The sequence below is a fragment of the Pseudorhodoplanes sp. genome, from assembly GCF_059499825.1.
Window position 1 is genome coordinate 198,411 of sequence record NZ_JCABZI010000010.1, and the last position, 24,434, is coordinate 222,844.

Sequence of the window (24,434 nt, forward strand, 5' to 3'; positions counted from 1 at the left end):
CCCCACAAGGGGGAGGGTGGCGGAGCGGCGCCGACTCCAAATCCCCCTTGCCGAACCCACAACCCATCGTTATCTTCTCTTTTTGAAGCCACTCCTTCCGGCGCTGCCGGACGAGGGCTTTTTGCTTTTGTGGGGCAATGTCATGTCCACGAACAGGGACGGTCACATCCGTCTCACCTCGCATCCCGGGCATAGGACGCCGGGACGTTTTCCGCTCCGCTGGGGCGCGCCAACCGCGCGCGAACGCGGGCCGGTGATCGGCACCGTCAATGCAGGGCCGGACCGCAACGCCATCGGTGCGCATGGCGGCTCCTATGCCTTGTACCGCGCGCTTGCGGTCTCCTCCGGCGCGCTCAATCCGATCGCCCGGCCGGACCTGCGCGACACCGCGCCAGTGGTCGATATCGGACCGTTCGCGCAATGGGCCGATGCCAAGCGCATCGTGTCGCTCGATCCCTGGGGCCACCGCGTGGCGCAGGATTTCCGGACCGAGATTGCCGAAGGCATCGATATCCGTCCGACCATCGCCATCACCAAGGCGCGGCTGACGCTGCCCGAACTCGATCATTTCTTCGATACCGGCTTCATCAAGGTCGACGGCGAACTGGTCCACAGCGCGCGTGACGTTGCGGTGACCAAGGCGGCGATCGATCCGGTCTGGTATCTGCCGGGCATTGCCGAACGCTTTGGCACCACCGAAGACAAGCTGCGCCGCACGCTGTTCGAGCAGACCGGCGGCATGTATCCGGAACTGGTGACGCGGCCTGATCTGTCCGTGTTTCTGCCGCCGATCGGCGGGATCACGCTATACATCTTCGGCGATCCGGCGGCTTTGGCCGATCCGAGGAAGAAGCTCGCCTGCCGCGTGCATGACGAATGCAATGGCTCCGACGTGTTCGGCTCCGACATCTGCACCTGCCGGCCCTATCTCATTCACGGCATCGCCGAGTCGATCCGCGAAGCGCAGAACGGCGGCGTTGGGCTCATCGTCTATAACCGCAAGGAAGGCCGCGCACTCGGTGAGGTCACGAAATTCCTGGTCTACAACGCGCGCAAGCGCCAGCCCGGTGGCGACCAGGCCGCGACCTATTTCGAGCGCACCGAATGCGTCGCCGGTGTGCAGGACGCGCGCTTTCAGCAGTTGATGCCGGACGTGCTGAACTGGCTCGGCATCACCAAGATCGACCGCTTCGTCTCGATGTCGAACATGAAGTATGACGCCATCACCGGCTCCGGCATCGACATCGTCGAGCGCGTTCCGATCCCGGACGACATGATTCCGGACGACGCCAAGGTCGAGATGGAAGCCAAGAAAGCCGCGGGCTATTTCACGCCGGAAGGCGCGCCGACCGAAGACGAACTGAAAGCCACGGTCGGCCGCAACCTGCGGGATTTCTGAGCGGGATTGGTTTGACCATGAACCCAACCTCCGTTCGCTCCCGCGAAAGCGGGAGCCCAGTTCTTTTCCCGAACCGTCTCATTACGGCTCTGGGTCCCCGCTTTCGCGGGGACGAGCGGAGTGTGTGTTCGTGACAGACGCGATCGATGCAGCCGACTCCCTTCTCTCCGCCAACGCCGTGCGCGAGCGTGCGCACGAGATGCTGGCCGCGGCTGAGAACGACAAACTCGCAAACTTCACGCTTCATCCGGAGAAGCTCGATTACGCGGCCGACGTGGTCGCTGGGGTGATCCGGGAGAATTATCCGTCGCTGCACGTGCCCCTGCATGCGCGCTGGCGCCACTTCAGGCTGGCCGGCGTGGATCTCTGGCCGCAGCTTGCGGCCGCGCGCCAATGGGACGACGCGGCCGCGCAGGCGCGGGCCGCTTTCGATCTCGCCATCGTCTCCGTGCTGCTCGATGCCGGCGCCGGGCCTGACTGGCGCTATCGCGACGGCATCACCGGGCTGCAGGTCTCGCGTTCGGAAGGACTTGCGATTGCAAGTCTGCGCATGTTCGAGGCCGGATACTTCTCGGCCGATCCGGCCGATCCCATGCGGGCCGATGCCAGTGAACTGGCGGCGTTCACGGCGGAGGATCTCGCGCGCGGCTTCCAGGTCAGCGACCACAATCCGCTGACCGGGCTCGAAGGCCGCGCGGCGCTGATCGCGAGGCTCGGCCGGAACGCACTCGACAATCCGGCGGTGTTTGGCCTGAACGATGCCGCGCGGCCGGGCGGATTGTTCGATCATCTCGTACGCGCTGTGGGCGGGAAGCCGCTGCCCGCACCGGACATCCTGCGCGCGGTGCTGCATCATCTCGGACCGATCTGGCCCGGCCGCATTGCACTGGACGGCGTGTCCCTTGGCGACACCTGGCGGCATCCGGCGATTGCTCGCGACGACGAGACCAACGGGCTAATCCCGTTCCACAAGCTGTCGCAATGGCTGACCTATTCCCTGATCGAACCGCTGCAGGACGGCGGCGTGACGGTGTCCGATCTCGACGGGCTTACCGGGCTGGCGGAGTACCGTAATGGCGGTTTGTTCATCGATGCCGGCGTGATCGCGCTGCGCGATCCGGCGGCGGCCGGGCAGGGCCATGAAGTCTGGTCCGAACTGGTGGTGGAGTGGCGGGCGCTGACGGTGGCGCTGCTCGATCGGATCGCGCCGCTGGTGCGGCAGAAGCTCTCGCTCGACGCGGCGGATTTTCCACTCGGCGCGGTGCTGGAAGGCGGCACCTGGGCCGCCGGCCGCAAGCTCGCCAATGCGAAGCGTCCGGGCGGGCCGCCGCCGATTCATGTTATCAGCGACGGCACGGTATTTTAGCCATTTGAGGATCGCCGGGTTTTTTTGGAGTCCATCATGCGCGGCGTCACCATTGTCGATCACCCGCTGGTGCAGCACAAGCTGACGCTGCTGCGCGACAAGAACCGCTCGACCAAGGCGTTCCGCGAATTATTCGCCGAGATCGGCGAACTGCTCTGTTACGAAGTCACGCGCGACCTGCCGCTGGAGATGATCGAGATCGAAACGCCGTTCGCGAAGATGCAATCGCCGATCCTCACCGGCAAGAAGCTGGTGCTGGCGCCGATCGTGCGCGCCGGCATGGGCTTTCTCGAGGGCATGCTCAATCTGCTGCCTTCGGCCCGTGTCGCCCATATCGGGCTGTATCGCGATCCGCGCACGCTGGTAGCGGTGGAGTATTTCTTCAAGGCGCCGGAAGATATCGCCGAGCGTCTGGTGCTGGTGCTGCATCCGATGCTGGCGACCGGCAATTCCGCCGTCGCCGCGGTCGATCGGCTGAAGGAAGCCGGCGCGCGCTCGGTGCGTATCGTCTGTCTGCTGGCAACCCCGCAGGGCGTCGACAAGGTGCAGGCGCATCATCCCGACGTGCATATCTGGACCGCCGCGATCGACGAGGAGCTGGATGCGTCCGGCTATATCGTGCCGGGCGTCGGCGACGTCGGCGACCGGATGTACGGAACGAGATAGGGGCGAGCATGCGACGATCATTCCTGCTGCCGCTGGCGGTCTCAGCCCTCGGCTACGCCATCGTCTCCATCGCCGGAGGCATGCTGACCGATATCGGCCCGTGGTATCGCGCGCTGGTCAAGCCGTCATGGCAGCCGCCGGACTGGCTGTTCGGACCCGTCTGGACGACTATTTTCATTCTCGCCGCCGTCTCAGCCGCGCTAGCCTGGCGCGCCGCCGGTGAGACGCAGCGGCGCATGGTCGTGATCCTGTTCGTCACGAACGGGATCCTCAACGTCGGCTGGAGTCTGCTGTTCTTCCATCTGAAGCAGCCGCTGCTGGCCGGCCTCGAAGTCGTGCTGCTCTGGGCGTCGATCGTCGCACTGATCTGGTACGTGCAACGCTTCTCGCGCCCCGCCGCGTGGCTGCTGGTTCCCTACGTGCTCTGGGTCAGCTTCGCGACGGTGCTGAACTGGACCATCGTCGCGCTCAACCCGTGAGCGCGACGACCCTTTGACTTAAGCCGCATCCTATTTCTTCTCAGCGCTCGCGGCCGACAAGGCGGTCCACTTGTCGATATCGGCGCGGATGAAGGTGGCGAACTCCTTCGGCGTACCACCGATTGCGTCGATGCCCTGTGTCTTCATCGCCTTCATCACCGGCTCCGTTTTGAGTGCATCGTTGGCGGCCTTTGATAACGTGTCGACGATGGCCGCCGGGGTGCCGGTCGGCGCGAGCAGTCCGATCCAGATGCCGACATCGAAGCCCGGCATGCCGGCTTCGTCCATGGTCGGAAGGTCCGGCATGATGCCGGCCCGCTTCGGCTGCGCCATCGCGATCGCATTGAGCTTGTCCGCCTTCACATGCGGGGCGAGCGTGGCCGCGACATTGAACATCAGCGTGATGCGGCCGGCGAGCAGGTCGGTCAGTGCCTGGTTGCTGCCGCCCTGATAATGCACCGCGACGATCTTGGTGCCGGCCTTCTGGTTGAACAATTCCGCGGCCAGATGGCTTGCGGTGCCGGCGCCCGACGTGCCGAAGGTCAGGCCATCCGGATTGGTCTTCGCTAGAGCCACCAGATCTTTCACGCTCTTGGCTGCAACATCGGGATGCGCGACCAGCATGTTCGGCACCACGCCGAGCAACGCGATCGGCTCCATCTGTTTCGACAGGTCGAAGCCGGATTTGGTCGTCGCCGGGTTGAGCGTCTGCGCCACCGTCGCCATGAACAGCGTGTATCCATCGGGCGCCGAGCGCGCGACGGTCTCGGCCGCGATCATCGACGAATTGCCGGGCCGGTTCTCGACCACGACCGGTTGGCCGAAGGTCTGCTCCATATGCTTGCCGACAAGCCGCGCCAGTGTGTCCGCCGTCGAGCCCGGGCCAAAGCCGACGAGGATGCGAATGGAGCTGGAGGGCCAGGTCTGGGCGGTGGCGGGTGCGGCAAAGGCGGCAAGCGTGGCGGCAAGCAGAAGCGACGCGATACGGCGTGTCATGATCGTTCCTCCCGGACGCGGCCGGTTGATCCGGCCGTCGTGTGCGTGTCTTCATCTTGAAGGTGGCTAGGGGACGCGGTCAAACGCTTTGCCGGATCGGGACGTTTGAAACTGCTGTAAACCGCGCTGGTTTTCGGGACACGAAAGGGCGCCCCTGCATTGATTGGCCAGTCAAACACATCGTTGACATAGCAACTTTGCGCCTTCTACCTCGCCGCGGAATGCAGGGCCCAAAGCGCATGTCACTCCCGCTGGAAAATACCGTCGTCGTCGAACTCGGCCACAGCGTTGCTGCGCCCATCGCGGGCCTGGTTCTGGCCGAGCTTGGCGCCACCGTGATCAAGATCGAGAACCCGCAAGGCGGCGATGACGCGCGCAACTGGGGGCCGCCGTTCCTGCATGGCGCCGCCGGCATGTTCCAGGCCATCAACCGCAACAAATATTCCGCGGCGCTCGATCTGAAGAACGATGCCGAGCGCGAGACGCTGCGCCGCTACATCGTCGAGAAGGCGGATGTCGTGGTGCAGAACATGCGGCCCGGTCTGGTCGAGCGTTATCAGCTCGACGCTGCGGCTTTGCGCAAGGACAAGCCATCGCTCATCTATTGCAATCTGACCGCCTTCGGCGCCGAAGGACCGCTGAAGAATACGCCGGGTTACGATCCGCTTTTGCAGGCGTTCGGCGGACTGATGAGCGTGACCGGCCATGAGGGCGCGGAGCCGGTGCGCACGGGGCCGTCCATCATCGACCAGGGCGCCGGCATGTGGGCCGTCATCGGTATCCTGTCGGCGCTTATCCGTCGCAACCAGACCGGCGAGGGCTGCGAGGTCAACACCTCGCTGTTCGAGACGGCTTTGTCCTGGATGTGCATGTCGACGGCGATGTATCTCGCCTCCGGCAATGTGCCGAAGCGCGTCGGCTCCGAGAATGGCGGCATGGCGCCCTACAAAGCGTATGAGGCCACCGATGGCTGGGTGGTGATCGCGGCGGCGAACGACAATCTGTTCCGGCGCTTCGCGCAGGCCGTCGGCCATCCGGAATGGGCCGACGATCCGGAGATGAATTCCAATTCCAACCGCGTGCGCAACCGGGTGAAGGTCAACGCGCTGGTCGCCGAGGTGATCAGGACCAAGCCGCGACAATACTGGATCGATGCGCTGGCGGCCGCCTCGGTGCCCTGCGCGCCACTGCAATCGCTCGATGAGGTTTTGAACCATCCGCAAACCAAGGCCGTGGAAATGCTGCAGCAGAGCGCCGACGGCAAATTCCAGCTCATGGGGCTGCCGCTGCAATTCGATGGCGAACGTCCGGCGTTCCGCAAGAATCCGCCGGCGCTGGCGGAAGATACCGCACTGCTGCTGCCCGGAAGCGTACGCCGCACCACCGCCTGATCGCGCAAGAAGAAGGAAACATCATGGATGCCATCAACTCGTATGCACTCAACGTCTCGGTCCCGCTCGGCGAGGATTATCCGGAGATCCGCGAAGGCGTGCGCGCGATCTGCAAGAAATATCCGGGCGAGTATTGGCGCAAGCTCGAGGACAACGACGATTATGCGGAAGACTTCATCCGGGAGCTGACCGAGGCGGGCTATCTCGCAGCGCAGATTCCGGAGGAGTATGGCGGGTCGGGCCTGCCGCTGCGTGCAGGCTGCGCGATCCTTGAAGAGATCAACGCCAATGGCTGCCAGGCCAGCGCCGGTCATGCCCAGATGTACATGATGGGCATGCTGCTGCGGCACGGCAATCAGGAGCAGAAGAACAAATATCTCCCCGGCATCGCCGAAGGCACAATCCGCTTCCAGGCGTTCGGTGTCACCGAGCCGACCACCGGCTCCGATACGCTGCAACTGAAGACCCGCGCCGAGAAGAAGGGCGACCGCTACATCGTCAACGGCCAGAAGATCTGGACCTCGCGCGCGCACAAGTCCGACCTGATGACGCTGCTGGTCCGCACCACGCCCGCCGATCAGGTGAAGAAGCGCACCGAAGGGTTGTCGGTGCTGCTCGTCGATGTGAAGGACGCACTCGGCAAGGGTCTGTCGATGCAGCGCATCGACACCATGATCAACCACCAGACCAATGCACTGTTCTTCGACAATCTCGAAGTGCCGGCAGAAAATCTGATCGGCGAGGAAGGGCAGGGCTTTCGTTATATTCTCACCGGCATGAATTCCGAGCGGCTGGTCGCCGCCTCGCAATCGTCCGGCGATTGCCGCTTCTTCATCAACAAGGCGGTGGCTTATTCGAAGGAGCGCGAGGTGTTCGGCCGCCCGATCGGCCAGAACCAGGGCATCCAGTTTCCGTTGGCGCGCTGCTATGCCGAGTGGAAGGCGGCGGACCTGATGATCCGCGCCGGCTGTGCGCTGTTCGAGGCGGGCCAGCCCTGCGGCGAGGAGGCCAACATGGCGAAGCTGCTGGCGAGCGAAGCCGCCTGGCACGCGGCGGAAGCCTGCATGCAGACCCATGGCGGATTCGCCGCCGCGCGCGAATTCGATGTCGAGCGCAAGTGGCGGGACGCGCGCATCTCGCTGATCGCACCGATCTCGACCAATCTGATCCTCGCCTATCTCGGCCAGAACGTGCTCGGCATGCCGCGGTCGTATTGAGCTATCGCTCAATCCGGCCGGGCGGGCGGCCTTCGGGTGCGGGCGCACCGGTCGGGCGCATTGGTCCGGGGAGGCGCGGAGTGGCTGGCTGATCTGGGTGCCGCACCGGACTGGTGGGCGGTCGTTTTCGCGCCGGGCGGTACCGGCATTGGCCAGCACCGGGTGCAGTGACCGCAGCAGGAAATTTCGTCGGCTTCCCGGGCTTCCCGCCTCGATAATTGCCTTTCGCAATTTTTTTGCCGTCGGTCTCCGTAATGGGTCCGCATTGCTTAAGGCGCGCGCAATTGCTGCCCACTCCGGGTGCTTGCCGCCCCTCCCACGCCCCGCTATCGTGCGCCGGCTTGAGCCTGTCAGACGCGAATTGCTCCGCTCAACGCTCGTTTCCGCTTAAGCCGGGACGAGCGTTATTTGGCTCTCGGTCCCCGCCGATGCAGGGGACGAGCGGGAAAGTGGGATAACCGGCAATGCTCGGCGATTGGCTGCACAATGATCTCAATTGAAGGCCTTTCCAAAACCTTCGACACGCAGCGCAACCGGCCACATCTCGCGATTTCCGACATCGACCTGAAGGTAGGCGACGGGGAGTTCGTGTCGATCCTGGGCCCGTCCGGCTGCGGCAAGTCGACCCTGCTTTATATGGTCGGCGGCTTCGTGCCGCCCTCGACCGGTGCGATCCTAGTGGACAACAAGCCGGTCGAAGGGCCCGGCCCCGATCGAGGTCCGGTGTTTCAGGAATTTGCCCTGTTTCCGTGGAAAACCGTGCTCGGCAACGTCATGTATGGACTGCTCGAGCAAGGGGAGAGCCGCAAGGCGGCCGAGGCGCGGGCGCGCGAATTGCTCGCGATGGTCAATCTGACCCGCTACGCCGATTTCTACCCGAAGGAATTGTCGGGCGGCATGAAGCAGCGTGTCGCGATCTGCCGGACGCTCGCCTACCGGCCGAAAATCCTGCTCATGGACGAGCCGTTCGGAGCGCTTGACGCCCACACCCGCGTGCGTCTGCAAAACGAGCTTCTCGACATCTGGGAGCGCGACCGCAAGACGGTGATGTTCGTGACCCATAGCGTCGACGAGGCGGTCTTCCTGTCCGACCGGGTGATCGTGATGACGCGCTCGCCAGGCCGCATCAAGGAGATCGTCACCATCGATCTGCCGCGGCCGCGCCACCGGGCCGAACTTCTGGTCAACCGCAAATACCAGGAGTACGTGGTCGGCATCGAGCAGATGATGGACCATCCGGCGGACGAGGCGGCATGAGCATGAGTCTTTGCGCATGAAGAACCTCACCGCCATCCCCGGCGTGCCGCCGCTGATCGCGTGCTTCGCGCTGCTGGTGGCTTGGGAGATCGGCGCGCGCCTGATCGGGCTGGAGTCGCTGCCGACCGCCTGGGAGACGCTGCGCGACCTGCCGGCGATCCTGACCGATCCGCGCTCGCTCTTCGACATTTTGTCGTCGATCCGCCGCATGGTGATCGGCTTCGTACTGGCGTTCCTGTTCGCCGTTCCTGTCGGGCTGATGATGGGGCGCAGCAAGAAGGTCGCGGCCTTCTTCAATCCGCTCTTCATGATGATCTATCCGGTGCCGAAAGCGGCGCTGATGCCGATCATCATGCTGTGGCTCGGGATCGGCGAAGCATCGAAGACGCTGGTGATCTTTCTCGGCGTGTCGCTGCCGCTGATCTACCACACCTATCAGGGCGCCAAGGCGGTCGGCGAAAAGCTGCTCTGGTCGGGCGCCGCCATGGGCATGAATGCGCGCGAGCGGCTGTTTCGGATCGTGCTGCCGGCGGCCTTGCCGGAAATCATGGTGGGCTGCCGCACCGGGCTCGTGCTGGCGCTGATCACCATGGTGACCAGCGAGATGATCGTGCGCCAGGCCGGGATCGGCAATCTGCTGTTCAACTCGCTCGATCTGGCGCAATACCACACGGTCTACGCCACTATCGTGATCGTCGGCGTGCTCGGCTTCGTGCTCGACCTGATCTTCGAACGCTTCCGCAACGTGGTGGTCGGCTGGGCCGATCCGGTGCATCAGATCGCGGTCGGCTCGGCATGACCGCGCGCACCCGCCTCTCCGAGCTTGTGATCGGGCTGATCCCGATCCTGCTGCTGCTCGCGCTCTGGCAATATCTGACCGTTGCCAAGATCGCCCCGCCGACGCTGTTGCCGCCGCCGGGCGCGGTGTTCGGGCGCTTTCTGCATCTGCTCGGCGATCCGGTTTTCCTCGGCCATGCCGCGACCACGCTGTACCGGCTGTTCTGGGGCTTCGGCCTCGCTGTGATCGTCGGCGTGGGCCTGGGCATCGCCGCCGCGGGCAGTCCGGCGATCGGCGCATTGCTGCGCCCGCTGATCCGGGTGCTGGCGCCGGTGCCGAAGATCGCGCTTTATCCGGCCTTCATCCTGACGCTTGGCTTCGACCATTCGTCCAAGATCGCGCTGGTCTTCGCCGATGCGCTGTTCCCGATCCTGCTCGCAACTTATCAGGGTGCCATCTCGGTCGAACCGAAGCTGGTCTGGTCGGCGCGCGCCATGGGCGTGAGCCGGTTCAAGAGCCTGTTCACGGTGGTGCTGAAGGCGGCTTTGCCCTCGATCCTCACCGGCTGCCGGATCAGCCTTGTCATTTCGTGCATCGTGGTCTTTCTGTCGGAGATGATATCGTCGACCGACGGGCTCGGGCATCTCCTGGTGCGGGCCGCGCGCAATTTCCAGACGGTGGACATGTTCGTGCCCATCATCGCGATCTCCGCGCTCGGCCTGATCCTGAATGCGGCGTTCAACGCGCTGCGTGCCTGGCTCCTGGTCGGATTTCCGGAGGAAAACTGATGCTGGCGGACCGGATCGAAGGCAAATGGATCGACGCCTTCTGCGAATTGTTCGAGAAGTGCAAGGTCAGGAAGGGCGACACCGCCGCGATCCTGTCGGAGACACAATCCCGCCAGCTCAATGTGCAGCTCGCCGAACTGGCGCTGCTGCGCCTCGGCGCCCGTCCGTTCCACATCGTGCTTCCCACGCCGCGCAATGAATATGTGGTGCCGATCCGCTCGACCGGCGCGAGCCAGGCGATCGGCAAGCTTGCGCCTGTCGTATCCGCGCTGGGCCAGGCCGGCTTCGTGGTCGACTGCACGCTGGAAGGCCTGATGCATGCGCCGGAGACCCCGGACATCCTGAAGGCCGGCGCCCGCATCATGGTGATCTCGAACGAGCACCCCGAGGCGCTGGAGCGCATGCGGCCCGATCCCGCGCTCGAAGGGCAGGTGCGCAACGCCGCGCGCATGCTGCGCGGCTCCAAGCGCATGACGGTGACGTCGGAAGCCGGCACCGACCTCGACGTCGACATGGAGGGCGCGCAGACCGTCGGCATCTGGGGCTGGACCGAAAAGCCCGGCACGCTGGCGCATTGGCCGGGCGGCATCGTGGTGTCGTTCCCGAAGGCGAATTCGGTCAACGGCACGCTGGTGCTGAACCGCGGCGACATCAATCTCACCTTCAAGCGCTACATGTCCGAGCCGATCCGGCTCGACTTCAAGGACGATTACATCACCGACATCATCGGCGAAGGGACGGACGCCGAGATGTTCCGCAAATATCTTGCCGCCTGGGGTAACCGCGAGGCCTATGCGGTGTCGCATGTCGGTTGGGGCATGAATCCCGGCGCCCGCTACGAGGCGCTGGCGATGTACGGGCAGCGCGACACCAACGGCACCGAGATCCGCGCCGTGCCGGGCAATTTCCTGTTCTCCACCGGCGCCAACGAATTCGCCGGCCGCTACACCGCGGGACATTTCGACCTGCCGGTGATGAACACCACGATCACCCTGGACAATACGGTGGTGGTGAAGAACGGCGTGCTGCAGGACGTGTTCGGGTAGCGTTTCTTTTCCTTCCTCCGCGATCGAACCGTCATCCTGAGGTGGCCGCGTAGCGGCCCCTCGAAGGATGCACAGCCAGGATCGGCCCACTCGGGCCGTCGCCCTTCGCGGCTCGCTTCGCTCGCTCCTCAGGGTGACGGATCACACCACCGGCGGCTTCACCAGATCGAAATGCCGCAGCATCGCCACGAACGCACGCAATCGCTCGGCGCGATACGCCTCCACATCCATCCCCTCGTAATTCAAAAAGCCGCGCTGCGTCTTCAGGCCAATATGACCGGCCTCCATGTTGCGCGCAATGATGTCGGGTGAGGCGTAGCGCGGATCGTCCAGCGCCTTGGTGAGATAGCGGCTGGCATAATAGAGAATGTCGCCGCCGCCCCAGTCGATGAATTCCAGCATGCCGAGCACGGCGAAGCGGAAGCCGAAGCCGTATTTGATCGCCTTGTCGAGGTCTTCCGGCGAGGCGACGCCTTCCTCCACCATGCGCGCGGCTTCGTTCATCGCGAGTGCCTGGATGCGCGGCACGATATAGCCGGGCGCTGCGGCGCAGACCACCGGCACCTTGCCGATGGCTTCCAGCATCGCCTTGAGCCTCTCTGTCACTGCGGGATCGGTATGCTTGCCCGGCGACATCTCGACCAGCGGCACGAGATATGCCGGGTTCAGCCAATGCGCATTGAGGAAGCGCTCGGGATGCTCGACCGCGCTCGAAATGTCGTCGACCAGAATGGTCGAGGTGGTCGAGGCGATGATCGGAGTGGGGCCCGCGAGCTTGGAGACCTGCGCCAGCGCCTCGCGCTTGAGGTCGAGCACTTCCGGCACGCCTTCGAAGATCACCGCGGCCGAGGAGAACGCGGCCTGCGCGCCGCTCTCCGGAACGATGCTGACACGCGACAGGATCGTTTCGACCTGCGCCGGATCGAACATGCCGAAGGTCGAGAGCGAGCTCAGCACGCCGCGGATTTCGCCGAGCGCTTCCGTCTCGAGCTTCCTGAAGTCGGCTTCGCTGCGCGGCTTGAAGTCGACCACCTTCACCGGATGTCCGGCATAGGCGAACACGACGGCAATGCCGCGCCCCATGCGGCCGGCGCCGAGACAGGCGATGGTGTCGCGGTTTGTCATGGCATTGCCCGTTGTGAGAACGTGTCGAGCGCAGCGACCTCGGTGCGCTCCCTCCCCCCTTGCGGGGGAGGGTTGGGGAGGGGGGTAAACCGTACAAACCTAGCGTGCCATTCACCCCCCTCCCGACGGCCTTCGGCCGTCGACCTCCCCCGCAAGGGGGGAGGTGAAGCAAGAGCCGATACCTCCGGAGTTGAGGCGAGCGACGTCACTTTGAAAAGCCTTCCGCGAGCAGCCTCTGCAATCCCGCCTTGTCGTATCGCCCGAGCCCCATGCCCTTCAGCGTGCGGCCGGTCACCATGAAATTCTCGCCCACCACCGCGCCGCCGATGGCAAGGAAGGCGCGAGCCAGCGGCGTCGGCACACCGGCAAGTTCACCGACCGACGCCAGGAACGACAGGCCCATCCGCGTGTCTTCCAGCATGTAGCGATGCTCGGTCAGGACGATGTGCTCGCGCCAGTCGCCGGAGTCCGTCAGCTTGTCGTGCGAGCCGCGGCCATACATCCATTCGTCGCCTTCCTTGGCGTAATGGTCGGCCAGCGGGAAATGCGGCGCGCGGTAGCCCAGCGCCTCGCGCACGGCGATCCGTTCGGCGTCGAGCGCATCGGTCACGCGGCGGATCGAAGGCTGGGTGCCCTCTTTGTGAATGTCCCAGCGATCGAAATGCTCCAGCGGCCCGGCATTCATGGTGATCAGCGGCGGATGGATTATCCCGCCGGCATTCATCAGCGCACCGGAGAGCGCGTCGCCGCAATCCTCGATCACGCCGGGGAACGCTTCGCCGATCACCTTCAGCGCATGATCCTTTAACGTCAGCGGAAACACGCCGGTCGGCAGCCGCTTGGCGCGCACCGTCACCGCGGCTTCGAAATCGCTGTGCTTGCGGGTGAGCCACGGCAGGGTGCCGGTCTCGGCGAAAGCGACTTTCGCCTTGTTGCCGGCGGCTTGCATGGCCTGCGCGAACAGCATCGAGCCGAAGGTGCCGGGCGGCAGGAACACGACCTGTCCGTCCTTTAGGTGCGGCGCCAGCACCTTGGCAATATCGGGCTGGGCATGCGCGGGCGCGGGGCAGACGACCAGTTCGGCATCGCCTACGGCTTCGGCGATGTCGTTGGTGACGCGCGAGAGCTTGGCCACGCGCTGCCCGGAGAAATCCTTGATCAGGATGGCAGACCCGGCAGCGCGGTGCGCTTCGACCGCGGCCTTGTCGCGCCGCCAGAGCCGCGTGTCATGGCCTGCGAGTGCGAAATCTCCCGCCGCCGCGAACGAACCGTTGCCGCCACCCAATACCGCGATACGCATTTTTTAAACTTGCTCCGTGTGCTCCCTCCCCCTGAAAGGGGGAGGGTTGGGGAGGGGGTTCTCAGTCAATTTTAATGTGACCCCCACCCGATTGCCTTCGCAAACGAAGGCAATCGACCTCCCCCTGAAAGGGGGAGGTGAAGAAAGAGAGAGGGCTTCGCTCACTGCTGCTCCCGCAGCATGAAATGCTGCACCTTGCCGAGCGCGGTGCGCGGCAGCGATTCAACGAACACGATCTCGCGCGGGATCTTGAAGCGGGCGAGATGCTGTCCGACGAACGCCTTCACGTCGTCCGCCCCGATCGTCATGTCCTTGCGGCAGACGATATAGGCCACCGGCACCTCCTGCCATTTCGGATCGGCGCGGCCGATGACCGCGGCCTCGGCGATGCAGGGGTGATCATGCAGTACGCGCTCCACTTCGGCAGGATAGATGTTCTCGCCGCCGGAGATGATCATGTTCTTCTTGCGGTCGTGGATATAGAAATAGCCGTCCGCATCGCGGGTGCCGATATCGCCGGTGTGATACCAGCCATCGCGCAGCGCTTCGGCCGTAGCATCCGCATCGCCCCAATATTCATACAGGACGTTCGGCCCGCGCACGATGACTTCGCCGGCCGTGCCGTGCGGCAATTCGCGGCCATCATTGTCTACGACCTTCGCGTCGCAGAACAGTCCCGGCAGGCCGGTCGATGTCATGCGCGAGAGATCGCCGCCGACACGCGTATACACCGCGGTCGGCCCGGTTTCCGTCGAACCGTAGATTTGAATGACCGGGATCCCGCGCGCGTTGAACGCTTCGATCAGCGGCACCGGGATCAGGCTTGAACCGGTGGCGACCGCGCGCAGCGACGTGAGGTCGGACGCAGGCCAGAGCGGGTGCTGGCTCAGCGCCTGCATCACCGCCGGCACCAGCACGACCAAGGTCGGCTTGTCCGTCGCGATCGACTGCAATGCGGTGTCGGGCGCAAAGCGCGGCTGGATCGTGACGGTGGCGCCGAGCTGCAGTGCCGGCGTGGTCTGGATGTTCAGCCCGCCGACATGAAACATCGGCAGGAAGGTCAGGATGTGATCGTCCGCCCGCATGTCATGCGCGTGATGGCTCATCACCGCGTTCCAGACCAGCGCGTCCTGCCGCAGCACCGCGCCTTTCGGGCGCCCGGTGGTGCCGGAGGTGTAGACGAGCAGCAGCGGGTTCGAGGTGTCGGTATGCGGGTTGCGGCCGTCGCCGGAGCCGCTCGCGAGCAACTCGTCGAACGACGGCGCGCCGTCGGGCGTATAGTCGAGCCCGACCACCTTGAGATCGGGCAAGTGTTGCGCGAGCTGCGCCACCACGGCGGAGAATTCCTTGTCGACCACCAGCACCTTGGCGCCGCTGTTCGACAGGATGTACAGCTGCTCGGCCACCGCCAGCCGCCAGTTCAGGGTCACCAGCATCGCGCCGAGCCGCGCGCAGGCATAAAGCGTGACCAGATAGTCGGAATGGTTGGCGGCGAGGATCGCAACGCGGTCGCCGCGACCGACGCCGAGTTCGGATTTCAGCGCGCGCGCGGTGTCGACGATGCGTGAATGGAGCGCGGCATAGCTCAGAACCCGGTCGCCGAAACGGATTGCGGTCTTGTCCGGCGTGAAATCGGCGTTGCGGGCGATGAGGTCGGAGAGATCCATGGCTTCGTCTTAAGCCGCGTGCACGGTGTGCTCCCTCCCCCTGCAAGGGGGAGGGTTGGGGAGGGGGTCTTGTTTCCTAGCAAGAGATGACCCCCACCCGGTCCGCTTTGCGGACCGACCTCCCCCTTTCAGGGGCAGGTGAAGAAAAGAAAACTCACTCATCCTTCTCGCCTGGCTCGTACAGCGCTTCCTTGCCAAGCCGGTCCATGCAGATTTCCGCGGTCCAGGGCAGCATCAGCGAGCCGCAGCGGCTGTCGCGATAGATGCGCTCGAGCGGCAGGCTTCTCAGCATCGCCTGTCCGCCGCAGGTGCGGATCGCCTTCACCGCGAGCGCGTTGGCATTTTCCATCACCGTGTGCTGTGCCGCATAGGCGCGCATGACCGAATCCTTCGAAGGGTTCGGACGCGCCTCGCTGATGGTCTGGAACCACAGCGCCTTGGTCTGCTCCAGCATCAGTTTCATCTCGGCGACCGCGAGCTGCTTGGTCGGGAACATGCGCCGCTTGACCGGCGGCATGCCTGGCAGTTCGCCGCGCAGATACGCGACCGTGAAGTCGTAGGCAGCTTGGGCGAGCCCCATATAGGTCGGCGTCAGCGTCAGGAACATGTGCGGCCAGCGCAGCACCGCCTGATAATAGACGCCGGGCGGCATCAGCGCCGCATCTTCCGGCACGAACACATCCTTGAAGATCAGCGTGCGCGAAACCGTGCCGCGCATGCCGAGCGGATCCCAATCGCCGGTGACGCTGACGCCGGGTGCATTCGCCGGAATGCCGAGATAGAGCGTATTGCGGCGCATCGCGTCCTCGCCTTCGGCGCGGCGCGTGCAGAGCGCGCCGTAATAGTCGGCGGAGCCGGACAGCGAGGCGAAGATCTTCTTGCCGTTGACGATATAGCCGCCATCGACCGGACGCGCTTCGGTGCCAAACGCGACAGCGCCCGCCGCCGCCGCGCCACCTTCGGAGAAGGGCTGCGCATACACCGCGCCGTCGCGCAGGATGCGCTGGTAATGCACTTCGCGGCGCTTGAGGTGTTCGGCGCGCACGTCGGCTGGCATCTCCATCTCGTCGGAGATCGGGCCCGACCAGAGTGTCGAGCACACATGCATGTTCCAGGACAGCGCGGTCGCGCCGCAATAGCGGCCGAGTTCGGACGCGCATAGCGCATAGGTCTTGTAGTCGGCGCCGATGCCGCCCGACGATTTCGGAATGCAGATGCCGAGCAGGCCCTCGGGATGCATGTCGCGGAAATTCTCGATCGGGAAGGTGGCGTCGCGATCGTGCTGGGCGGCGCGCGGCGCCAGATATTGCTTGCCGAAGCGGCGGCTCTTGGCGATCAGGTCTGCCTGGAAATCGCTGAGATTAAAGGCATCCGGCGCAAACAGCGGGGCGTCGGTGTCGGTCTTGTCCAGATCGATCGGTTTCATCCGGCAGCACTCCTTGTAGCGCTCGCGTCCAGACCACGCAGGAAGCCGAGCACGGCCGCGTCGAAGGCGGCGGGGTTTTCCAGATTGGGCAGGTGGCCCAGCCCGGGCAGGACCACGAATGTGGCGCCCGGAATTTTCGAGGCCATGCGCTCCATCATGGCGGGCGGAGCATTGGTGTCGAACTCGCCCACGAGACACATCGTCGGCACCTTTATCTGGCCGAGGTTCGCGCGTTCTTCGAAGGTTACGATGGCTTCCACACAGGCCTGGTAGGTGGACGCGGGCGCCGACGCCATCGAGGCGATAGCTATCTGTTTTCCCTCGGGATTTGCGTTCGGGCCGATGATCTCGTGGATCATTCCGGCGGCCAGTTCGGGCATGGTCTTGCCGGACCGGAGCGGCGCCAGCCGGTCGGAGACGAACTTTTTCTGGAAATCGCCATCCGGTTTGCCGAAGGACGGGCTCGTCCCCACCAGCACAACGGCCTGATATCCATCGGGTTTTCGCCGCAGCATGGTTTGCGCGATCATGCCGCCGAGGGAGTGCCCGACCAGCACCGGGCGTACCAATCCCGCGGCCGCGATCTGCGCCTCCACGTCGTCCGAAAACTGTTCGAAATCAATGGCTTCGATGGCCGGCCGGCCGCCATAGCCGGGCAGATCCAGGGCCAGCGGCGCGTATCCGGCCGCGCGAAAGCTTTCCACCTGCCGCTGCCATGCCAGCGCCGATCCTCCGACGCCGTGAATGAAAACGACTCCCAGCGGCGCGTTCGGTTCTTGTGGCGGCATGGTCGGGCCAGAGCGTCTGCGATGATCGACGATTGTCGGCATCGTAAGGAACATTACCGGCCCGCTCAATATGTTTTACATATAAAATATCTCGCAACCGGGCCCGGCCATCAGGCAGGGCTGCTTTGACCCGCAGACCCATTATCGGCTTTTCGTCATGGGACTGACTCGTCGCCCGCTCGATTGGAAGCAGAACGCGCAGAATTGTTCGATCGCGTGATCGGGGCTGGTGCCGGACGCGACCGCTTCCGCAAAGACCTTCAACCGGCCTTGATCGGTTACCGCGTAGTCAAGGAAGTAGGTCTGAACGCCCTTCCGCGCGGCAAATTCAAATATCGCGCGGCTGATCAGGTCGCATTTGGAGGTCACCGGATTGATGTGATCGGGGTTGCAGAAGATCGCGTGGCCGTCCCTGACCGACGAATGCAGGTTGATCAGGGTATTGCGATCAGCGCGGACCATGCGAATGTTCTGATAATCGGTGACGCGACTGTTTCTGTAATGGGCTTCGGCCCAATCCGTATCGCCAACAATTGCTGTGACACGATTTCGACCCGAAGCGGTCAGCAGCCGGGCGCTGTGAGGAAAGCCGCTATGCAGCGTGAGGACGGCGCAAGCTTCCGGTCGGCCGGCGATCTCCGCAAAGCAGTCCGGATTGGCATGCACCGCTTCCAGTTGCGGAATTGTCATGCCGCGCTCGACGAGCAGTGCGCCGATCTTGAAATAAAGGTAGTCGCGATACCGCAGACCGAAAATATCAAAAACATACGGATGGATGATTTTCAGTGACGGCCGTCCGCTGAAATACCGCAAGTGTTCGGAAAAATCACCCGCAAGCAGATTTCCGCCGCCGGCTTCAAAAGTCGCGATGTGGCGCGTCAACGCGCGTGCGAATGCGCCTGTTGCAATCTGACAATCATAGCTGTCGCCGCCATTCAGGCAAAATCGTGCAGCGCGCCGGGGCGGCCGCGAAAGCTTTCGCAGCGTTCCGGATATCTCAGTGGGGAGATATCGAAGTGCTGCGTCCAAAGCTCGGTTTGTAAGATGCGCCAATGGCTAGTCCGGCAGGAGTTCGAGCAAGTCCCGAACCGTCTTTACGTCTACGTATCGCTCGGTGTCGATTTCAATGTCGAATGCGTCCTCGATAGCGATTTGCAACTCGAAGAAGTCGATGCTGTCGCGAATGAACAAGGCAAGCTTGGTATCCAGGTCCAAGGGAGCGTCAGACCCCCTTATCTTTGCGATTACTGAAAACAAACGGCTTTCTGCGTCATTCATGGATGTCAACTTCAAGGGTCTCGAGGAGGCTGAAAACACAATCGCGGCTGCGAAACGAATGGGCGGTTACGTGCAGAGTGCGATCTATCGTGCACAGATGTTTCGTGGTCGATTTCCATATTTTCCGGCTAATCGCCTTGCCGATGCATTGGTGCGCGCCAACGGCGAAATACAAGTTTGAATAGCGAGGGCATGCATTGCCCTGAACCCCGGCGGCGTCGACAAAAAGGCGTACACGGTCGTTTTCCGATATGACATTGTCCGACAGACGAATGCTTTTTGATGCTTTTCTTTCGATATACGGCAGGCCCGTCGTCGTCAGTTCAGGGTCCCAGTTGATCTGATTCAAAGGCACCCCCGGCTCGCGTTCCAGAATGGTTTTCACCGAGAGCGTCATAGAGGCCGAAAGGGTGTCGACCGCCAGCGTTAACATGGACAATCTCAGATATTTTTCGTCGAGATCCATGTCCGCCGGCATGGCTTGCAAGACCTGTGACGCAATCATCTCCAGTTGCTCTCGCTTCCTGAGGGAGATCATGTCGTCGAAAAAAAGCGGCAGATCGATCAATCGATCGATAGCATCAATCGAATTCAGATAAGGCGCGAGCCCGGCGAGGATTATGCTGGCTCTACGCAGACTCGGCAGAAAGACGTTTTGAGCCAAACATGCTTTGCCGTCGCGGCTTCTGACGATCGTCTCGTTCAGCGCGGCAGCAAGGGCCGCGTCATAGGCGTCGACCGCCGCAACGGTGTTCAAGGAGATCTCCTTGACCATCCGGTCGCGCAGGAATGTGTGTCGCTCGCCTTCGACCGCCAACGGCAAAAAATCGCGCATGCGGGTCAAATGGCGGAGGTCCACCCCATGCCGGCTGAGGGCGAGATCGAAGCGATACTCGTGCACGATAAAATCGGAGTTCCATAATACTTGCGAAATTAATTCGGAATCCGAGATCATCCACCGCCTGAGCTCGTCCGACCACCAGATACCTTCGTTGGATTGGTACCGAAGACCACGCTGAGGATTCTTATGGAGCGAGAAATCCTTCATGGTCACGCTACCGATACCCGCCCTTAAGATCTGAGCTGGACGTCAGGGGGCTCCAGCAAGGCCCGCCCGCGAGGGCAGTCACCTTGGCAATATGAAGCGTGTTTATTGACCGCTTTGCAACCGAAATTGCCGGGGCGACGGTTGTGCCGAACAATCAACGAAACGGGTCAGGCCCGGCGGCTTTTCTCGCTCCCGATATCGCGCTGGAGCGCTTCGAATACCTTGCGGACGATACCGTTCGCATCAAGTCCGGCCGTTGCATACATGGCAGCCGGCGTGTCCTGATCGATGAAAGTGTCCGGCAGAGTCATCGAACGTACTTTAAGGCCGTTATCCAGTGCGGCGTTGTCCGTCAGCGCCTGCAGCACATAGGCGCCAAATCCGCCGACCGAACCTTCCTCGATCGTGATCAGCACTTCGTGCTCGCGCGCGAGCCGCAGAACCAGATCGGTGTCGAGCGGCTTGGCAAAGCGCGCATCGGCTACGGTGGTCGAAAGGCCGTAACCCGCAAGTTCGTCCGCGGCTTTCAGGCATTCCGAAAGGCGCGTGCCGAACGACAGAAGCGCGACCTTGGTGCCTTCGCGAACAATCCGGCCCTTGCCGATCTCGAGAGGAATGCCGCGCTCGGGCAACGCGACCCCGATGCCTTCACCGCGCGGGTAGCGCAAGGCCGAGGGACGATCATCGATCGCTGCCGCGGTTGCAACCATATGGACGAGGTCGGCCTCGTCCGCCGCGGCCATGATCACAAAGCCCGGCAGACAACCCAGATAGGCGACATCGAAGGAGCCCGCATGGGTCGGCCCATCGGCGCCGACCAGGCCGGCACGATCGATCGCAAAGCGCACCGGCAGCGACTGGATCGCGACATCGTGCACGACCTGATCGTAACCACGTTGCAGGAACGTCGAGTAGATCGCACAGAACGGTTTCAGACCTTCGGTCGCAAGTGCGCCGGCAAACGTCACCGCGTGCTGTTCGGCGATACCGACATCGAAGAAGCGCTTCGGCAACTCCTTGGCGAACAGATCGAGCCCGGTGCCGGACGGCATGGCGGCGGTGATGGCGACGATCTTGTCGTCGCGTTTGGCTTCCGCAACCAGCGCATCGCCAAACACCTTGGTGTAGGCCGGCGCCGCGGCCTTGGCCTTGGCCTGCGCACCGGTGGCGACGTCGAATTTGGTGACGCCGTGGTAGCGGTCCGCCGATCCCTCGGCAGGCGCGTAGCCCTTGCCCTTCTGCGTGACGACATGAACGAGGATCGGCCCGCTCTCGGCGTCCCGGACATTCTTCAGCACCGGCAGCAGATGGTCGAGATTATGTCCGTCGATCGGGCCCACGTAATAAAAGCCGAGCTCCTCGAACAGCGTGCCGCCGGTCACCATGCCGCGGGCATATTCCTCCGCGCGCAACGCGCGCTCCTCGAAGAATTTGGGCAGCCGGTGCGCGAGTTGCTTCCCGATTTCACGCAGGCCCCGATACGTCTTGCCGGAGAGCAAGCGCGCGAGATAGGCCGACATGGCGCCGACCGGCGGCGCGATCGACATGTCGTTGTCGTTGAGAATGACGATCAATCGCGAATGCGTCGCGCCGGCGTTATTCATCGCCTCATAGGCCATGCCGGCCGACATCGCGCCGTCGCCGATCACGGCGATAACGTTGCGCTTCTCGTCCTTCAGGTCGCGGGCCACTGCCATGCCGAGCCCGGCCGAAATCGAGGTGGACGAATGCGCTGCTCCGAACGGATCGTATTCGCTCTCCGCGCGCTTGGTGAACCCGGACAGGCCGCCGCCCTGGCGCAGCGTCCGGATGCGGTCGCGCCGTCCGGTGATGATCTTGTGCGGGTAGGCCTGGTGGCCGACGTCCCAGATCAGCCGGTCGTTGGGGGTATCGAACACGTAGTGCAGCGCAACGGTCAGTTCCACGACACCAAGCCCCGCGCCCAGATGGCCACCGGTCACCGCGACGGCATCGACCATCTCGGTGCGGAGTTCCGTCGCCAGTTGCGGGAGGTCGGATTCGGGAAGGGCACGCAGATCGGACGGAATAGTGATCCGGTCGAGGAGGGGCGTTTTGGAGGCCTGGGACACCGTTTTTCTCTGATAAATCGGTCGGACTGACCTGAAACTGGTTTAAATCTAATGGCTGTTGCAACAATGGCTATAGCGGCTGCGCGCGGCGGGGGCAATTTGACCGGGGGCGCACCGGAGGAGGTCGTTCCGGACCCAACCCCGGCATGGTCGTCGGCGGCCTGCGCCGCAGGGACGGTCTCCGGCGTCGCCCGAAGGCGATGCGGCCGGGGGATATGCTAGCTTCCTCGAAGGAATTGCGGAGACGGGCGGACAATTTGCGGTTGCGCGAGATTCTTTCGACTGCCTATGCACGGTCGCTGATGATCGTCGGGCTGGTGTTGCTGCCGATGCTGATCGCGATCGGCGCGCTGGGCTTTCTTTATTCCGACGCCGAACGGCGGGTGATCGAGGCGCGGCGGGCGGACGTCGCGACCAACGCGGCGCTGATCATCGACCGGCTGATCGCGGAACGAATAGGGGCGTTGCAAACGCTGGCGTCGTCAATGTCCGGCGAGCGGTTCGACTCGGTGGAGGCGCAGCAGCGCGCCGCAAGCCTTGCCGAACGATTTGGCGAGGCGGTCGTCCTTATCGATCGCACCGGCAAATTCATCTGGTCGACACGCCTGCCTCCCGGTGGGCTTTTGCCGGAGCGCACCGACCTCCCGCCAGTCGCGCCGGCCTTTGCGGACCGCAAGCCCTATGTTTCGAACATGATCACCGGCGCCTTCACGGACCTGCCGCTGGCCATTGTAACCGTGCCGCTTTCAGGGGAGCAGGAGGGCTACGCGCTGTCGATGAGCATTTCGCCAAGTCTTCTGAGCTCGACATTGAAGCAGGCGGGATTGCCCAACGAATGGGTCGCCGCCATCGTCGACCGCAACGGTCTGTTTGTTGCGAGAAGCCATAGCCCGGAATTGAATGTCGGCCAGCCGGCGCGGCCACAACTGATCGAGACGGCGCGCGGCGGCCGGCAAAGCGGAAGCTTCAGGAACGTCACGCACGAGGGTGTGCCGGTCGAAAGTTCGTTTCATAGATCCGATCTGACGGGCTGGACCGCGGTGGTTGCCGTTCCCGAGACGCTGATGAATGCCGCGTCGGACCGCAGCCGGATCATCGTGCTGCTATCGCTGATCGCAGCCGTTTCGCTGGCGCTGCTGCTGGCTGCCATCGCAGGACGGAGCACCATTACCGCCGTGCAGGCCCTGCAGCGCAACGCTCTCGCCCTTGCCAAAGGCGAGCCGCTGCATTGGGAGCCGCATTCGATTTCCGAATTCAACGATGTCGGAAAGACCCTGATGGAAGCGGAGGGCATCATCAAGGACCGCGATCGGGCGGTTGCCGAATTGAAGCGGACGTCCGACCTGCTGCAGTCGATCATCACGCTCACGCCGGACCTCGTTTACGTCAAGGATGTCGACAGCAAGACCATCCTGACCAATCCGGCAACGCTGCGGCTCTATGGCAAGACACTGGACGATGTCAAAGGCCGCGGCGCGATCGACTGGCATCCGAATCTGGAAGAGGTGGAGCGCATCGTCGAGAATGATCGCCTCGTCATGGCGCGGGGCGAGTCGATGCAGTTCGAGGAGGCCTTCACCGGGATCGACGGGCGACGGGTGTTTCTGTCGACCAAGACGCCTTTGCTGGATCAGTCAGGAGAGGTCATCGGCGTCGTCGGTGTCTCGACCGACGTGACCGACCGGGAGAAGCGGGCGCAGCATGTCGAGTTCATCATGCGCGAACTCTCGCATCGCTCGAAAAACTTGCTGACGGTCATCCAGTCGATTGCGCGTCAAACCGCCAAGCAAAGCCTTAGCTTCGACGAATTCCAGCACTCGTTCGACAGCCGGCTGCAGTCGCTTGCGGCGCTGCACGATCTTCTCATCGAACACAATTGGGAGGGCGCCTCGATTGCGGAGGTGGTGCAGTCGCAGCTCAAGCCGTTCGCTAATCGCGACCGGGTCGACGCGGAAGGCGCCGACGTGTTCCTGAAGCCCGACGTCGCCCAGATGTTCGCGATGGCCTTCCACGAACTGGCGACCAACGCCACGAAATACGGTGCGCTCTCGTCGGAGGGGGGACGTGTCGCGATCCGCTGGGGAGTGACCGGCGGTCAATTCCGGATCGAATGGAGGGAGCAGGGCGGCCCGGCTGTCATGCCGCCAGAGCGCGACGGATTCGGCTCCACCGTGCTCAAGCGGATTGCGTCACAGGTCGCACAGGCCCGGATCCACTACGTGTTCCATACGACCGGGGTTGTCTGGAGCCTTGAAGCGCCGCTATCGCTGGTCGAAGCCGTCGCGTGACTTCAGAGCGTCACGAATTGGCTTTTTGAGAGAGGCTTCGG

General features: G+C 63.5%; 21 protein-coding genes. 11 read left to right on the plus strand and 10 right to left on the minus strand.

Going from position 1 to position 24,434, the window contains the following annotated elements; all coding sequences use genetic code 11:
- The first annotated feature begins 142 nt into the window (after positions 1-142).
- The 4 genes from AC5I5I_RS14725 to AC5I5I_RS14740 all read left to right on the plus strand — a co-directional run bounded on the left by AC5I5I_RS14725 (position 143) and on the right by AC5I5I_RS14740 (position 3,910).
- Positions 143-1,399, plus strand: a complete 1,257-nt coding sequence (locus tag AC5I5I_RS14725) for a GTP cyclohydrolase II (protein ID WP_495974279.1) — start codon at positions 143-145, stop codon at positions 1,397-1,399.
- 130 nt (positions 1,400-1,529) lie between these two features.
- Entirely contained in the window at positions 1,530-2,765 is a 1,236-nt protein-coding gene (locus tag AC5I5I_RS14730) for a URC4/urg3 family protein (protein WP_495974281.1), read from the plus strand.
- A gap of 36 nt (positions 2,766-2,801) precedes the next feature.
- The gene (gene upp / locus AC5I5I_RS14735) at positions 2,802-3,431 is read left to right on the plus strand and encodes a uracil phosphoribosyltransferase (RefSeq protein WP_495974283.1); all 630 of its coding nucleotides are present in this window, start codon (positions 2,802-2,804) and stop codon (positions 3,429-3,431) included.
- 8 nt (positions 3,432-3,439) lie between these two features.
- Positions 3,440-3,910 carry a TspO/MBR family protein gene (locus AC5I5I_RS14740; protein ID WP_495974285.1) on the plus strand — a complete coding sequence of 157 codons (471 nt, stop codon included), beginning with the start codon at positions 3,440-3,442 and terminating at the stop codon, positions 3,908-3,910.
- 30 nt (positions 3,911-3,940) lie between these two features.
- Here AC5I5I_RS14740 and AC5I5I_RS14745 read toward each other — a convergent pair whose 3' ends face one another.
- Positions 3,941-4,906, minus strand: a complete 966-nt coding sequence (locus AC5I5I_RS14745; RefSeq protein WP_495974287.1) for a tripartite tricarboxylate transporter substrate binding protein — start codon at positions 4,904-4,906, stop codon at positions 3,941-3,943.
- 239 nt (positions 4,907-5,145) lie between these two features.
- Here AC5I5I_RS14745 and AC5I5I_RS14750 point away from each other — a divergent pair, with 239 nt between their 5' ends.
- The 6 genes from AC5I5I_RS14750 (at position 5,146) to AC5I5I_RS14775 (ending at position 11,383) form a co-directional block, all read left to right on the plus strand.
- The gene (locus AC5I5I_RS14750; RefSeq protein ID WP_495974289.1) at positions 5,146-6,297 is read left to right on the plus strand and encodes a CaiB/BaiF CoA transferase family protein; all 1,152 of its coding nucleotides are present in this window, start codon (positions 5,146-5,148) and stop codon (positions 6,295-6,297) included.
- A gap of 23 nt (positions 6,298-6,320) precedes the next feature.
- Positions 6,321-7,514, plus strand: a complete 1,194-nt coding sequence (locus tag AC5I5I_RS14755) for an acyl-CoA dehydrogenase family protein (RefSeq protein ID WP_495974291.1) — start codon at positions 6,321-6,323, stop codon at positions 7,512-7,514.
- Positions 7,515-8,000: 486 nt separating this feature from the next.
- Entirely contained in the window at positions 8,001-8,771 is a 771-nt protein-coding gene (locus tag AC5I5I_RS14760; RefSeq protein ID WP_495974293.1) for an ABC transporter ATP-binding protein, read from the plus strand.
- 16 nt (positions 8,772-8,787) lie between these two features.
- Positions 8,788-9,570, plus strand: a complete 783-nt coding sequence (locus AC5I5I_RS14765; RefSeq protein WP_495974295.1) for an ABC transporter permease — start codon at positions 8,788-8,790, stop codon at positions 9,568-9,570.
- The gene (locus tag AC5I5I_RS14770; RefSeq protein WP_495974297.1) at positions 9,567-10,337 is read left to right on the plus strand and encodes an ABC transporter permease; all 771 of its coding nucleotides are present in this window, start codon (positions 9,567-9,569) and stop codon (positions 10,335-10,337) included. The genes AC5I5I_RS14765 and AC5I5I_RS14770 overlap by 4 nt, the downstream gene beginning before the upstream one ends.
- Positions 10,337-11,383 carry a 2,5-dihydroxypyridine 5,6-dioxygenase NicX family protein gene (locus tag AC5I5I_RS14775; protein ID WP_495974299.1) on the plus strand — a complete coding sequence of 349 codons (1,047 nt, stop codon included), beginning with the start codon at positions 10,337-10,339 and terminating at the stop codon, positions 11,381-11,383. The genes AC5I5I_RS14770 and AC5I5I_RS14775 overlap by 1 nt, the downstream gene beginning before the upstream one ends.
- 141 nt (positions 11,384-11,524) lie before the next feature.
- On the opposite strand, the gene AC5I5I_RS14780 is transcribed toward AC5I5I_RS14775, so the two are convergent.
- From AC5I5I_RS14780 to dxs, 9 genes are all read right to left on the minus strand, one after another.
- The gene (locus tag AC5I5I_RS14780; RefSeq protein ID WP_495974301.1) at positions 11,525-12,508 is read right to left on the minus strand and encodes a 3-hydroxybutyryl-CoA dehydrogenase; all 984 of its coding nucleotides are present in this window, start codon (positions 12,506-12,508) and stop codon (positions 11,525-11,527) included.
- Positions 12,509-12,713: 205 nt separating this feature from the next.
- Positions 12,714-13,808, minus strand: coding sequence for an NAD/NADP octopine/nopaline dehydrogenase family protein (locus tag AC5I5I_RS14785; RefSeq protein ID WP_495974303.1), 1,095 nt, complete (start codon positions 13,806-13,808; stop codon positions 12,714-12,716).
- 161 nt (positions 13,809-13,969) lie between these two features.
- Positions 13,970-15,475, minus strand: a complete 1,506-nt coding sequence (locus AC5I5I_RS14790) for a long-chain-fatty-acid--CoA ligase (RefSeq protein WP_495974305.1) — start codon at positions 15,473-15,475, stop codon at positions 13,970-13,972.
- 154 nt (positions 15,476-15,629) lie between these two features.
- The gene (locus AC5I5I_RS14795; protein ID WP_495974307.1) at positions 15,630-16,901 is read right to left on the minus strand and encodes an acyl-CoA dehydrogenase family protein; all 1,272 of its coding nucleotides are present in this window, start codon (positions 16,899-16,901) and stop codon (positions 15,630-15,632) included.
- Complete coding sequence (locus tag AC5I5I_RS14800) at positions 16,898-17,743, minus strand: alpha/beta fold hydrolase (RefSeq protein ID WP_495974309.1); 846 nt, start codon at positions 17,741-17,743, stop codon at positions 16,898-16,900. The genes AC5I5I_RS14795 and AC5I5I_RS14800 overlap by 4 nt, the downstream gene beginning before the upstream one ends.
- An 87-nt stretch (positions 17,744-17,830) precedes the next feature.
- Positions 17,831-18,742, minus strand: a complete 912-nt coding sequence (locus AC5I5I_RS14805; RefSeq protein ID WP_495974311.1) for a hypothetical protein — start codon at positions 18,740-18,742, stop codon at positions 17,831-17,833.
- Positions 18,743-18,745: 3 nt separating this feature from the next.
- Positions 18,746-18,967, minus strand: a complete 222-nt coding sequence (locus AC5I5I_RS14810) for an acyl carrier protein (RefSeq protein WP_495974313.1) — start codon at positions 18,965-18,967, stop codon at positions 18,746-18,748.
- Entirely contained in the window at positions 18,960-20,015 is a 1,056-nt protein-coding gene (locus AC5I5I_RS14815; protein ID WP_495974315.1) for a cytochrome P450 family protein, read from the minus strand. The genes AC5I5I_RS14810 and AC5I5I_RS14815 overlap by 8 nt, the downstream gene beginning before the upstream one ends.
- A gap of 167 nt (positions 20,016-20,182) precedes the next feature.
- Positions 20,183-22,105 carry a 1-deoxy-D-xylulose-5-phosphate synthase gene (gene dxs, locus AC5I5I_RS14820; RefSeq protein WP_495974317.1) on the minus strand — a complete coding sequence of 641 codons (1,923 nt, stop codon included), beginning with the start codon at positions 22,103-22,105 and terminating at the stop codon, positions 20,183-20,185.
- A gap of 263 nt (positions 22,106-22,368) precedes the next feature.
- On the opposite strand from dxs, the gene AC5I5I_RS14825 reads away from it, so the two are divergent.
- Positions 22,369-24,393, plus strand: coding sequence for a sensor histidine kinase (locus tag AC5I5I_RS14825; RefSeq protein ID WP_495974319.1), 2,025 nt, complete (start codon positions 22,369-22,371; stop codon positions 24,391-24,393).
- Positions 24,394-24,434 lie beyond the last annotated feature (41 nt).